Origin of the sequence: Psychrobacter sp. TB20-MNA-CIBAN-0197 (assembly GCF_040309765.1) — a bacterium.
In the GTDB taxonomy this organism is placed as follows: domain Bacteria; phylum Pseudomonadota; class Gammaproteobacteria; order Pseudomonadales; family Moraxellaceae; genus Psychrobacter; species Psychrobacter submarinus.
In genome coordinates, this window is the sequence record NZ_JBEOPC010000036.1 from 20573 (window position 1) to 33442 (window position 12870).

Annotated in this window: 12 protein-coding genes and 1 tRNA gene; 4 read left to right on the forward strand and 9 right to left on the reverse strand. The window is 44.9% G+C overall.

Annotated features, from left to right (window positions below):
- Positions 1–28 precede the first annotated feature (28 nt).
- Complete coding sequence (locus AAEY83_RS11040; RefSeq protein ID WP_025643864.1) at positions 29–1267, reverse strand: argininosuccinate synthase; 1239 nt, start codon at positions 1265–1267, stop codon at positions 29–31.
- 632 nt (positions 1268–1899) lie between these two features.
- Between AAEY83_RS11040 and pyrC the strand changes: the two genes are divergently transcribed.
- The 4 genes from pyrC to AAEY83_RS11060 all read left to right on the forward strand — a co-directional run bounded on the left by pyrC (position 1900) and on the right by AAEY83_RS11060 (position 4581).
- The gene (gene pyrC, locus AAEY83_RS11045; protein ID WP_037058581.1) at positions 1900–2979 is read left to right on the forward strand and encodes a dihydroorotase; all 1080 of its coding nucleotides are present in this window, start codon (positions 1900–1902) and stop codon (positions 2977–2979) included.
- A gap of 213 nt (positions 2980–3192) precedes the next feature.
- Positions 3193–3864 carry a ribonuclease T gene (gene rnt, locus AAEY83_RS11050; RefSeq protein WP_025643868.1) on the forward strand — a complete coding sequence of 224 codons (672 nt, stop codon included), beginning with the start codon at positions 3193–3195 and terminating at the stop codon, positions 3862–3864.
- Between the two features lie 391 nt (positions 3865–4255).
- Complete coding sequence (locus tag AAEY83_RS11055; RefSeq protein WP_025643870.1) at positions 4256–4453, forward strand: hypothetical protein; 198 nt, start codon at positions 4256–4258, stop codon at positions 4451–4453.
- A 52-nt stretch (positions 4454–4505) separates the two neighbouring features.
- Positions 4506–4581, forward strand: a tRNA-Glu gene (locus AAEY83_RS11060).
- Between the two features lie 279 nt (positions 4582–4860).
- On the opposite strand, the gene AAEY83_RS11065 is transcribed toward AAEY83_RS11060, so the two are convergent.
- From AAEY83_RS11065 to kdsA, 8 genes are all read right to left on the reverse strand, one after another.
- Positions 4861–5481 (reverse strand): BLUF domain-containing protein, encoded by a 621-nt coding sequence (locus AAEY83_RS11065; RefSeq protein WP_025643872.1) that lies wholly within the window; start codon positions 5479–5481, stop codon positions 4861–4863.
- Positions 5482–5888: 407 nt separating this feature from the next.
- Positions 5889–6644, reverse strand: coding sequence for a 2-C-methyl-D-erythritol 4-phosphate cytidylyltransferase (ispD, locus tag AAEY83_RS11070; protein WP_025643874.1), 756 nt, complete (start codon positions 6642–6644; stop codon positions 5889–5891).
- Positions 6645–6725: 81 nt separating this feature from the next.
- The gene (locus tag AAEY83_RS11075; protein WP_025643876.1) at positions 6726–7040 is read right to left on the reverse strand and encodes an FtsB family cell division protein; all 315 of its coding nucleotides are present in this window, start codon (positions 7038–7040) and stop codon (positions 6726–6728) included.
- Positions 7041–7117: 77 nt separating this feature from the next.
- Complete coding sequence (eno, locus tag AAEY83_RS11080) at positions 7118–8434, reverse strand: phosphopyruvate hydratase (protein ID WP_025643878.1); 1317 nt, start codon at positions 8432–8434, stop codon at positions 7118–7120.
- Positions 8435–8546: 112 nt separating this feature from the next.
- Positions 8547–10901: a heavy metal translocating P-type ATPase gene (locus AAEY83_RS11085; protein WP_025643880.1), complete on the reverse strand. Its 2355-nt coding sequence runs from the start codon at positions 10899–10901 to the stop codon at positions 8547–8549.
- A 215-nt stretch (positions 10902–11116) separates the two neighbouring features.
- Positions 11117–11341, reverse strand: coding sequence for a heavy-metal-associated domain-containing protein (locus AAEY83_RS11090; RefSeq protein WP_025643882.1), 225 nt, complete (start codon positions 11339–11341; stop codon positions 11117–11119).
- Positions 11342–11540: 199 nt separating this feature from the next.
- Positions 11541–11795, reverse strand: coding sequence for a cation transporter (locus AAEY83_RS11095; protein ID WP_025643884.1), 255 nt, complete (start codon positions 11793–11795; stop codon positions 11541–11543).
- A 40-nt stretch (positions 11796–11835) separates the two neighbouring features.
- Entirely contained in the window at positions 11836–12711 is an 876-nt protein-coding gene (gene kdsA / locus AAEY83_RS11100; protein ID WP_025643886.1) for a 3-deoxy-8-phosphooctulonate synthase, read from the reverse strand.
- Between the last annotated feature and the right edge of the window lie 159 nt (positions 12712–12870).

A 12870-nucleotide genomic window follows, 5' to 3' on the forward strand; every position in this document is an offset into this window, starting at 1 on the left:
ATAAGTCTAAAAATACCATTGGGTCGTTTTATTTAGATAGATCGCGACCGCGACTGGCTTCGATCGCTAAACGTAGACCGTTTAGACGAATGAAACCTTCAGCGTCTTTTTGGTCATAAGCACCCGCGTCATCTTCAAAAGTGGCGATCTTTTCGTCAAATAGTGAATCATCTGATTTACGGCCAACGACGCTCACGCAGCCTTTGTACAGCTTCACACGTACCGTACCGTTGACATACTCTTGCGACTTGTCGATAAGCTCCTGTAGCATAAGACGCTCAGGGCTGAACCAATAACCGTTATAGATAATCTTGGCATAGCGTGGCATGATCTCATCTTTTAGATGTGCCGCTTCCCGATCTAGTGTCAAAGACTCAATGCCGCGATGCGCTTTTAGCATGATAGTACCAGCTGGCGTCTCATAGCAGCCACGCGACTTCATACCGACGTAACGGTTTTCAACGATATCTAAACGGCCAATACCATGTTTGCCGCCAAGCTCATTGAGCTTAATCATCACCTCATAAGGCTTGAGCGCTTCGCCATCAATAGCAACGAGATCGCCTTTTTTGTATTCAAGCTCTAGATATTGCGGCTCATCAGGCGCCTCTTCTGGGCTCACTGACCAGCGCCACATATCCTCTTCTGCTTCCATGTATGGATCTTCTAATATACCGCCTTCATAGGAGATATGCAGTAAGTTTGCATCCATAGAGTATGGAGATTTTTTCTTATTACCAGCGTAATCGATTGCGATATCATGCTCTTCAGCATATTTCATCAAGCTCTCACGGCTTGATAAATCCCACTCACGCCAAGGCGCGATAGTGACAATATCAGGAGACAAAGCGACCGCGCCTAGCTCAAAACGCACTTGATCATTGCCTTTACCGGTGGCGCCGTGACTAATGGCATCAGCATTGTGTTCTTTAGCAATCTCAACCAAACGCTTGGCGATAAGCGGACGAGCGATAGACGTGCCAAGTAAGTACTCGCCTTCGTAGATGGCATTAGCGCGAAACATTGGATAAACATAATCACGAGCGAACTCTTCACGCAAGTCTTCGATATAGATATCTTTGATGCCCATCGCTTCAGCTTTGGCGCGCGCAGGCTCAACTTCTTCGCCCTGACCGATATCGGCGGTAAAGGTGATGACTTCTGCATCATAGGTTTCTTGCAGCCATTTGGCAATGATGGACGTATCAAGACCACCTGAATAGGCTAAGACGATTTTGTTGATATTTTTTGGATCAAGTTGCGCCATAAATAACTCCTGTCAGTATAATGAGTGATAAGTAAATATAATTAGTGATAAATAATAAAAACGATTAGGGCGTGTTGAACATTCACAAATGCGCACTGCTGATAGCTAAAATAGTTCTAGTCTAAGTGAAAATTGCAGGTAATGCTTATTGCATTGGTTAGCTGATTTTATTTAAACAGTCGCAACGACTAGGGCGATTTTAGCATCAGCCCTAACTACAACAACAGGGACAGGACTCTTTTTTGCCGCTTTATTGATAAAAATAGACGCTTAGAACAACTAAACTTACCATTTTTATCTGCAAATCGCCTAAAAAATAGTCTCTGTCAGTGCCAAGGTCGAATGTTCAACACGCCCTAAAAAACACGAACAAAGATGAAAACTGAGTCAAAAATAGATTCCATCTCCAGTGTACATCATATTTGCTATAGGCAAAAGACTAACAGCGCGCGCAGCTTAAATCATCAGGCTAAGCAGTCCCCAGTTCGTCTGCCTTTGCCAATAATTATGTAGAGATGTGCAGCCACATATTCAGTCAAGTCAGTAAACCTGTTATGATAGCAAAACAATAAATGTGGTTTTATCAGAGCATTTTTACGCCTTTTGTCTCATCAATTAACCTATTGAGCGCTATGATTCCTATTACTGATTCGATTACAGAGTTAACCATCCTGCAACCAGATGACTGGCATCTTCATTTACGTGATGATCAGGCGCTTGCGACGACAGTGCCGCATGCAGCGTCCAGCTTCAACCGCGTTATCTGTATGCCAAACCTTGTTCCTCCTGTCAAAAACACTAATGATGCGCGCGCTTACCGTGAGCGTATCTTGCAGCAGCTACAAATCAGCGACATTCCAAAGGAGCGTAAAGCTGCCTTTGATCCACGTATGACTCTGTATATGACCGATCAGACGAGCGTACAAGATATCGAAGCTGCCGCTCAGTCCGGCATCGTACAAGCAGTCAAGCTCTATCCGGCTGGCGCTACGACCAACTCCGCTGATGGCGTCACTGATATTAATGCTCGCGCTGATATCTTTGAAGCTATGGAAAAGCACAACTTACCGCTGCTCATTCATGGCGAAGTCACTCATGACCATGTCGACATCTTTGATCGAGAAAAACGCTTTTTAGAAGAGGTCATGGGGCAAATCATTGGTAAGTTCCCGACCCTGAAGATCGTCATGGAGCATATCACGACCAGCGACGCCGCGGACTTTGTATTGTCACAAGGCAATCATGTCGCCGCAACGATTACTCCGCAGCATTTGATGTTCAATCGCAACCATCTGTTAGTAGGCGGTATCAGACCACACCTATACTGTCTGCCCATCTTAAAGCGCGAAAGCCATCAAAAAGTATTATTAGATGTCGCCACAAGTGGTAATCCAAAATTCTTTTTGGGTACCGACTCTGCCCCGCATGCCACTCATAAAAAAGAAGCTGCGTGCGGCTGCGCTGGTTGCTATAGCTCAGAGGTGGCGCTAGCTTTATATGCCACAGCGTTTGATAGCGTTGGTAAGATTGATAAACTCGAAGGCTTCGCCAGTCGCTTTGGCGCTCAGTTCTATGGGTTAGAGCTGAACTCTGAGACAGTCACTTTGACTAAGACTCCGATGCAAGTCCCAAGCGCTTATCCTTACTTCGATGGCTCTACCCTCACTCCGCTGATGGCCGGTGAAACACTATCTTGGTCTATCAAAGCCTAACGAATAGACCAGCCACCCTCAAGCTGCGCCAACCCGCGCAGCTCATTAAGCCGTCGCAAAACGGCCTCCTCACTGATGATAAAAAAAATTTAGATGATTATGACTATGCAAAGCGAGATAACTTCGTCCACCGAAAACTCAATGAATACAGCAAATAAGAATAAAAGCAGCATTCCTGCAGCAGATCTAGAGTCAGTCGAGTCACCGGCACCGATGACTCTAAAAGAGCGTTTTCGTAAGTTTATGCCTGTTGTCGTCGATGTCGAAACCGCAGGCTTCAACGCTCAAACCGATGCCCTGCTTGAGATTGCTTGTATTCCGATTCTACTAAATGACGAGGGAGTATTCTATTTAGGAGAAGCGTTAAACGCGCATATTGAGCCATTTGCAGGCGCGAATCTAGAGCCCAAAGCTTTAGCGTTTACTGGTATTGATCCTAATAATCCTATGCGTAAAGCCATCGCTGAAGATGAGAAGACAGCGCTGCGTCGTATTTTTAAAGCGCTCAAAGAAGTACGCCGTGAGCAAGAGTGCCGTCAATGCGTCTTGGTCGGCCATAATGCTCATTTTGATTTAGGGTTCTTAAACGCTGCGGTACTACGTACCAATAGCAAAAACCACAGCTCTTTTCATCAGTTTTCAGTCTTTGATACGGTTACTTTATCCGCTCTAGCTTTTGGCCAGACCGTGCTGGCACGTGCGTGTAAGGCTGCAGGATTGGAGTTTGATGGTAATGACGCCCACTCAGCGCTTTATGATACGCAAAAGACTGCTGAGCTTTTTTGTCATATTCTCAACAGCTATCCGATGCTCGCTAACGCCTTGCATACTGATATGCCAGAACCAGACGACAAACCAGACGCTACCAATGAGCCAGAAGGCTAGGGCGTGTTGAACATTCGACCTTGGCACTGACAGAGACTATTTTTTAGGCGATTTGCAGATAAAAATGGTAAGTTTAGTCGTTCTAAGCGTCTATTTTTATCAATAAAGTGGCAAAAAATAGTCCTGTCCCTGTTGTTGTCGTGAGGGCTGATGCTAAAATCGCCCTAGTCGTTGTGAAAATCTAGCCAATGCAATAAGCATTACCTGCAATTTTAACGACGACTAGAACTATTTTAGCGATCAGCAGTGCGCATTTGTGAATGTTCAACACGCCCTAATAAAACTGCTACAAGGGGTTGAATAGCATTTGTAATCTTTAGCTGACTTCGCTTGCTCGTCAGATGTAATTATGCGTATGATGAGTAACAGAGGCCATTAAAAGGATTTTGCTATGGACCCACAAACAAAATTATGGGCGACCATTCTAGGTTATATGATTTTGGCAATAACGATTAGTGCTTGTACTTCTTTATGGATTCGCCATCATTTAAAGAAGAATAATCTACATCCTCGCCGAGCACTAAAAAAAAGATATTTAACCCTCAAAAAACGTAGAAAAAAGCTTGACAGTAAGCACAGACGCTATTAAAATGTGCACCACTTCAGCATAAACGGTGAAAGCAGCTGAAGCGTATGACCTAGTCCCCATCGTCTAGAGGCCTAGGACACCGCCCTTTCACGGCGGTAACGGGGGTTCGAATCCCCCTGGGGACGCCATATTTTAAAATACTTATTTTTAGTAATAAGCATTTTTGAAACCTTCAAAGTCTATTAGATTTTGAAGGTTTTTTTATGCTTAAAAATTAATATCCTTTCTATCCTGAGTCTAAGTGCCCTTAGTCCAAGTGCCATGCAATTCTCAATGGTCAGCAGCTCAGTACTCACAAAAGCTATTAAATTCTAAAGCTTAAAGCAAAAAAAACCAGCCAACGCGCGACGTTAGCTGGTTTTATAAGGGTGTTATTGGACTAGGTTATGGAATTTTAGATATTATCTTTATAGCTTATCTGACAACATAAACCATAATAAAGCCAAAACAATCAGTATCCCTAATACGCTTTGAATAAGGAAAAAGGCTTGATGCTGGCCGACAACCTTATTTAAAGTGACACCTAGTGCACTATACTTAATAGGCTGAGTGTCGATTTTGTCCTCTATTTCTTGATATTCGTAGTAGCCTTGTAGGATTTCCAAAAATTTCACCCAATCATTAGAAGCCCATTCATAAGGCTTGAACGGTAGAAATTCTTTTACTTTAGGATCTTTAAGCATCCAGCGCTCAAGGATGATTGAGCGTAACGACCAGCCAGTAAAACGGCGCTCAGTAATGGCCGAAAACGCTAAAGTCTGTATATCCTTGTGTCTATTATCTTTTAAGATACGGTTTTTGAGATTCGTTAAAGCCTGCTCTGAGCCTTCGATATACTGAAAAAAATAGCCATTGCCATAGCAAAGAATACCCGAGATATTTTCAGCTTTATTATGTGCAATTGAGACTTCAGCAATATCGTTGAGGGTACTCGCGCCAGATAGCCCTATAGAAGTAATACGACTAATATAGATGAATTGGTAGAGATCAGTTGTGTCTGAGCGTCTTACTGCATTGAGCTTTGACAATTAGATTCTCCTTATTATGGTATAAACCTATAATTGAGTGGCCAGTCTATTAATAAACAAATGATTGTATTTATGATTATAAAATCCTAGCAAGATTAATTAGGACTGTAATGCACTATTATATATATTATAAGTTTTTTAGTGTAATTGTATAAACTTAGTTACATCATAGGCTCTTATGGTCAACAAAGCAAACAAACTCTGCTGTAAGCGCTAAATAATTGTAATTGAGAGGATTTTGATAGTTTTTGGAGACAAAAACAAAGAGGAACGGAGTATTAGCTCTGGGAGGGAGGAGATTATTGTCTAATTTAGCTGCTTTATACGTATTATTTTTGAAATATAAATATATTTTATTACTATATAAAATGACTGTCTTTTACTATATTTGAGAACGTTTGTTTATTTTATCTTGAGGATACTTGAGCAGTTAAAATAGCAGCTAGCACTATTGCGTCATCAGGAAAGGTTAATTTTATATTTTGGCGACTACCCGTTACTAAGCGAATAGGCAGCTCTAAATACTCAAAGGCGCTCGCTTCATCAGTGATATGTAACTGATGTTCGTTAATATAGTCTAGTAGGTGGCTCAGCTCCCCGACGCGAAAGACCTGCGGCGTCTGTGCTTGCCACATGTGCTGACGGTTAACGGTAGTTTTTATATAATCGTTACCATTAGTACGATGGTCATTAAGATCATCGAGCTGCTTTGCAGGTAGCGCTGTAGATAGCTTCAAGGTATCAGCGACGGGAGCCGCTAAGATCGCGCCATAAGGTTCAGACATGGCGGCTGTAATAACGCTATCAATGTCTTCAGTAGGCACAGCTGGACGGGCGGCATCGTGGATTAAGACGAGATCGCTTTTATCAGCGCCACTACCCAGAATAGCGCTGACGCCAGCACGCACCGATTGCCAACGCTCTGCTCCGCCTACGACATAATTCATCGGTAGCGTATATGTCAAGGTAGAGGCCACTTCATCGTCGGCTGCGATGACAAGATAACAGTGGTCTATATAACCACTAGAGGCTAGTCGAGTCACGCTATGCTGCAATAACGTTTGCCCGTTGATTTTCGTGTACTGCTTGGCAATAGCTGCGCCAAAACGGTTGCCGCGACCGGCCGCGACAATCATAGCGTGTATGTTCGGAGTAGTATTCATGATAGGGCTATCATCGATATTTAAAAGGGTGAGAAGGTGGAGATGCAAATATCAGCTGAAAGTAGCTTTGTTTTCTGATAATTATGGATTATAGCGAGTATGGGTCGTAGGAGCGGTAGATATCTGAACGAAGGTTTCATTAGGCTTAATTAGTCCTAAGTCTAAGCGCGCGTGCTCTTCTACGGCTTCTAGACCTGTCTTCAAATCATGGACATCAGTGCGCAGCAGCTCATTAGCCGCTATCTGATTGTCATTAGATTGCTGCTGCTCTTCGATCTGCGCCAACAGCTGCTTGCTAGCAACGCGGCCATTTTCACCTAGCCAATACTGATACTGTAGCCCTAAGAGTACAGCAATGGCTAAAGCTAAGAGCATGAATTGACTAAAATACTTCATAAAAGAGCTTCACATTATGATAATAAAAGGTCTCTTTCTAACCCAGTAGAAAAAGACCGTTTAGCGACCAAGCAGTGTTAACCGCGCAGGCCTATGAACTCATCAGCGCCGCGATAGCTGGCTCGAACCTGCTGCTCGATACGCAAGAGTTGGTTATATTTCGCAACGCGATCTGAGCGGCATAATGAGCCGGTTTTGATTTGGCCAGCAGCTGTACCGACCGCTAGATCAGCGATGGTGCTGTCTTCGGTCTCACCTGAACGATGCGAGATAATGGTCGCGTAGCCGTTGTTTTTAGCCATATAGATAGCATCTAACGTCTCAGATAACGTACCAATTTGATTGAACTTAATCAAGATAGCATTGGCGATATGTTTATCGATACCTTCTTGCAAGATGGCAGGGTTGGTGACAAACAAGTCATCACCCACCAATTGTACTTTGTCACCGATTTGTTCAGTTAGGTATTTCCAGCCGTCCCAGTCTGACTCATCAAGGCCATCTTCGATAGAGATAATCGGGTATTGACGCGCTAGATTGACCAGATAATCAGAGAAGCCTTGGCTATCAAAAGTCTTATTACCCTCGCCTGCCAAGATATATTTACCGTCTTTATAGAACTCACTAGCAGCGCAATCAAGCGCTAAGTGAATATCATCGCCTGCCTTATAGCCGACTTGCTCAATCGCTTGCATAATAACGGTAATGGCTTCTTCGTTGCTGCGCAAATTAGGAGCAAAGCCGCCTTCGTCACCGACAGCAGTATTTAAACCTTGTGATTTTAATACTGATTTTAGGCTATGGAAGATCTCTGTACCCGCGCGCAGTGCTTCTGAGAAGCTTGAAAAACCTACCGGCTCAATCATAAACTCCTGAATATCGACGGTATTATCGGCATGCTCACCACCATTTAGGATATTCATCATCGGTACTGGCATCGTCAAAGAAGTCTGATTACGCAGATTGGCGATGTATTGATGTAGCGGTAGGCTTTGTGATTTTGCCGCAGCTTTAGCAGTTGCTAAAGACACCGCTAGCATAGCATTAGCGCCTAGGCTTTCTTTATTTTCAGTACCGTCAAGCGCAATCATCGCATCATCGATTTTTTGCTGCTCTGTGACGTCTTTATCCATCAGCGCGCTGCGGATTTGGCTGTTGACGTTAGCGACGGCTTTTTTGACGCCTTTACCTAAGTAGCGATCCTTATCACCATCTCGTAGCTCAAGCGCTTCGCGAGAGCCTGTTGAGGCACCACTTGGCGCGGCGGCGCGGCCTATAGTGCCATCAGCTAAGATAACATCCGCCTCTATCGTTGGATTACCTCGTGAGTCTAAAATCTCACGAGCGCGAATGTCTTTAATTGCCGTAACGTTAGTGATTTCTTCAGCGTACATAATGTCTGTGAATTCCTTTGGTCATGCCAAGTGTGTGGGATAAAAAAGGGAAAGTATAATGAGCTTTGATAGTTGGCATCATAGCATAAATTCGATTAAATTTTCTGGCACTTTATTTAGCTTCAGCTAGTTTTTTAGGACTTGAAACCCGTGTTGTGTCATCCAGCTCGACTTGGGTTTTAAACCGCGTTAGGCGTAGCGCGTTCATTAATACAGAGATAGAGCTTAGCGCCATCGCTGCCGCTGCAATCATAGGATTTAAAAAACCGAAAGCTGCAAGCGGAATACCTAGGCAGTTATAGATAAAAGCAAAGAATAGATTTTGCTTGATGTTACGCAGTGTGGCGCTGGCGATTTTTTGCGCCGCATCGATGTGCATCAAGGACTCACCCATCAAGCGCGCGGAAGCACTGTGCTGCGCGACATCTGTGCCTTCAAACATCGCAAAGCTTGCATCAGCGGTTGCCATAGCAGGAGCGTCATTCACCCCATCGCCTGCCATCGCAACCTTGTGGCCTGCGGTTTGTAATTTAGCAATTTGACTAGCCTTATCTCGCGGGCTCATGCGACCATAAGCCTCATCAATACCCAGCTGCCAAGCGACATGATCGACCACAGATTGCTTGTCGCCACTCATTAAGATGACTTTAAGTCCGGCCTCTTGTAGGGCATTAATTGCTTGCGGAGTATCTGCTTTTAGATCATCTGCTAAGGCAAAAGTGCCGAGCGGCTCATCATTGATACTCACGGCAACCGTACTGGCAATTTGCCAAACTTTTGGCATCAGTCTAGGCAGCTTTAAACTCGCAAACTCAGCGGTACCGACTTTGACTATCCCTAAACCTTCAATAGTCGCCTGAATACCTGCGCCTTTGACTACATTTACATCTGTTACGGGCATGAGCTGTAATTGGCGTGCGCTCGCCTCATTGATGAGCGCCGTCGCTAGCGGATGGCTAGCATGTGCCTCAACGCTAGCGGCAAGCTGTAATACATCGTCGGCAGCTATCGATTTATCGACCATCATCTGATCAACGATAGCCGGTTTTCCAAGGGTTAACGTCCCTGTCTTATCAAGTACGACCGTATCAATATGACCTGCCGCCTCAAGGCTTTGCGCATCTTTGAACCAGACGCCATGCCTTGCTGCTACTCCCATGCCCGCCATAATCGCGGCAGGCGTTGCCAGCCCTAGCGCACAAGGGCAAGCAATTACTAATACCGACACCGCATGCATAAGCGCCGTATCGACCATCCCTGTCAGCCACCAAGTGATGGCAAAGGTAATAATAGCTATAGCTATCACCACCGGCACAAAGATAGCGGTCACTCTATCAGCAAGGCGAGCCAAATCTGCTTTGGAGCCCTGCGCATCGCTCAGCGCTTGTACCATGTCGCCAAGCTTGGTATCACGGCCATTAGCACCAACTCGGTATAATAAACTGCCGTTCTCGACCAAGGCCCCTGCTAACAGCTCATCACCCACTTCTTTTTTTATTGGTACCGACTCGCCTGTTAGATGACTCTCCTCACACCAGCCGCTGCCCTCAATCACTGTGCCATCGGTAGCAACGCGGCTGCCTTGTTTGGCACGTAAGATATCGCCCATCTTCACCTCAGCTAGCGGCAGCGCTTGAAAACTGCCATCCGCCTGCTGTAGCTCAACCTCATCTGGTGTCAAAGATAGCAGTAAATCAATGCTATTCAAGCTGTGCTTTTTGGTACGCTCTTCTAGATATTTGCCGGTGCGCACAAAGGCGATGACCATCACCCCCGCTTCAAAATAAACGCCTAGACTCTCCGCGCCATGACCGCTAGCATGTCCGCTTTGTAGTAAACTATTTAACGTACCATCGCCGTGCGTCAGCCATAGATAAGTGGAGTAGCCCCAAATGGCCAAGGTGCCGATGACCACAAGTACATCCATATTAGCCAAACCGCCTTTGATCGAGGCCCAAGCGCTACTATAAAACGGCAGCGCCAAACCAAACTGGACGATAGTTGCAAGTATGAACTGTATCCAAACCGGCGGCATCCACGCCATACCTTGGCCGGTTAGCATACCTGCCATACCGACCAAAAAAGGCATCAAGCACACCCAAAGGGCAATTAAGCGCCAAGGCCATTTAGTCGCGGTATCTTCATCAGTTTTGGCAAATAAGCTATCGCCTGCCTGCAAATTGGCGACAAACCCAGTCTTATTGACCCATTCTGCGATTTGCTCAGGCGTGGTCTGTTCAGGATTATAATCAACGTTCGCCGTCTCGCCGGCAAAGTTGACATTGACCTTATAAACCTCATCCTTTTTATTCAGCACCTTCTCGATCCTAGAAGCGCAGGCCTGACACGACATGCCGTCAATCGCTAGCTGTAGATGCGCGCGCTCTGGCTGCAAGGCCGTATTGGCCTGAATATCAGTATCTACTTCGTAAGATTCGTCAGTAGCGGTGCGGGAATAATCAGTCATGGGAGCACTCATTTAGCGATAATTAAAGAATAAGTATATTATAGTAGTTATAAGATTAGGCTTTACAGACTATTTTCAAGTGACATTGAGCGGTTGAGTACTGTCAGTCGTTTAAACCAAGCGCTTACAGCGATTTGATTCGAGCTATAAAACAGTGAGCTACAAAAAAACCAGTCATTTAAGATAACTGGTTCTGCTAGCAATTAAAGGGATACTTATGAATTAGCGACGCTGGCATCAAACCCTGCATCGTCGATGGCAGTGGCGATTTTTTCTGCACTAGTTTTTGCGTCATCAAAAGTAACCGTAGCCTGATTATCGGCTAAATCAACTGCAATACTGATAACGCCATCCATACCAACGGTAGCGCCATGCACACTATCTACACACTTCTCACAAGTCATACCGTCGACTTTTATAATTCTCGTTCGATTTGCCATATTCGGCTCCTTATTATTATCTATGAGTTATTGTTCATGAGCTAACTGCTCACTATTAGTGATTATAAATAATGAGTAGCTGCTATATACGGTAAGATATATTAGTACTAACAACAAGGGTGTTTGGTTAACACTTTATTAGTGTCTGTTAAGTTGTCACTTACGATAAATAAAGTCCGCTCTATGTATTTATAAACCATTATTCCATGTTACGCGGGTTCTGCGGCGCATCAATAGGAAAAGGCTGGGTGACATAATCCACCATGCTGATAGCAGCAGTAAAGGCATGAATACTCGTATCAGTATCATCATAGCGAATTAGCGCGATGTTCGTAGCAGCATCAAGCTCAACCGCAGTAACCCCATCGATATTTTTGAGCGCTGTCATCACCCCATCAATGCCCTCTTGGTCATCAATATTTTCAATACTAACCTTTGCCGTTTGAATAGCCATCGCTTTATCCTTCTACAACCGTTAAAAATTGACAGATACCTTACTGAGTATCTAACACCGCAAATCCTTTGACTAGCTCATCAATCTGCTTTAGCTGACGCAAGAAGGGCTCAAGCTGACTGGTACGTAGCGCACAGGGGCCATCACATTTAGCTGCTTCAGGGTTAGGATGCGCTTCCAGAAACAGCCCTGCAAGCCCTGTCGCCATGCCAGCGCGAGCCAGCGTGGTTATTTGCTCACGGCGACCACCAGCACTATCACTACGCGCGCCCGGCTGCTGCAAACTATGGGTCACATCAAAAAACACCGGCACATCCATTTGCTTCATGGTATCAAAGCCGAGCATATCAACGACTAAGTTGTTATAACCAAAGGCGCTGCCACGCTCGCATAGGATGAGCTTGTCATTGCCAGCTTCTAAGCATTTATTCACAATATGACGCATCTCATGCGGCGCTAGGAACTGGGCTTTTTTGATATTAATAATAGCGTCGGTCTTAGCCATCGCTTCGACCAGATCGGTCTGACGCGACAAAAAAGCCGGCAGCTGAATGATATCGGCCACTTCAGCGACAGGCTGCGCTTGATACGGCTCGTGCACGTCAGTGATAATCGGCACTTGGAACTTCTCTTTGATTTGTCCGAGCCAATCTACGCCTTGCTCGAGACCTGGGCCACGAAACGAGTGCAGACTTGAGCGATTGGCCTTATCAAAGCTGGCTTTAAACACATAACCAATTCCTAAGCGCTCGCAAATCTCGATATACTGCTCAGCGATCTCAAACGCTAGCTCCTTAGACTCCAAGACATTCATGCCGCCAAATAGTACAAACGGCTGATCGTTACCAATATTAATAATGTCGTTGTTGCCGCTTTTAAGCTCAATATGCGACCGCGCAGTTAATAGATTATCCATAAAGTCGTTACCTTCGTTATTATTATCTCTAGCTCATATTGTAACCGATAGCAAACTAAAGAAAAGTGCTTGATTGCAACAGTTGACTTCCTCCCCTCCCTAAACGGAGGGGATTCCTTCTACAAGACGGTCAAGCCCGACCGCAAGAATGTTTTTGGC

Coding starts and splice junctions, on each gene's coding strand:
- AAEY83_RS11040 (WP_025643864.1), bottom strand. CDS start 1,267: ATGGCGCAACTTGATCCAAAAAATATCAACAAAATCGTCTTAGCCTAT.
- pyrC (WP_037058581.1), top strand. CDS start 1,900: ATGATTCCTATTACTGATTCGATTACAGAGTTAACCATCCTGCAACCA.
- rnt (WP_025643868.1), top strand. CDS start 3,193: ATGACTCTAAAAGAGCGTTTTCGTAAGTTTATGCCTGTTGTCGTCGAT.
- AAEY83_RS11055 (WP_025643870.1), top strand. CDS start 4,256: ATGGACCCACAAACAAAATTATGGGCGACCATTCTAGGTTATATGATT.
- ispD (WP_025643874.1), bottom strand. CDS start 6,644: ATGAATACTACTCCGAACATACACGCTATGATTGTCGCGGCCGGTCGC.
- AAEY83_RS11075 (WP_025643876.1), bottom strand. CDS start 7,040: ATGAAGTATTTTAGTCAATTCATGCTCTTAGCTTTAGCCATTGCTGTA.
- eno (WP_025643878.1), bottom strand. CDS start 8,434: ATGTACGCTGAAGAAATCACTAACGTTACGGCAATTAAAGACATTCGC.
- AAEY83_RS11085 (WP_025643880.1), bottom strand. CDS start 10,901: ATGACTGATTATTCCCGCACCGCTACTGACGAATCTTACGAAGTAGAT.
- AAEY83_RS11090 (WP_025643882.1), bottom strand. CDS start 11,341: ATGGCAAATCGAACGAGAATTATAAAAGTCGACGGTATGACTTGTGAG.
- AAEY83_RS11095 (WP_025643884.1), bottom strand. CDS start 11,795: ATGGCTATTCAAACGGCAAAGGTTAGTATTGAAAATATTGATGACCAA.
- kdsA (WP_025643886.1), bottom strand. CDS start 12,711: ATGGATAATCTATTAACTGCGCGGTCGCATATTGAGCTTAAAAGCGGC.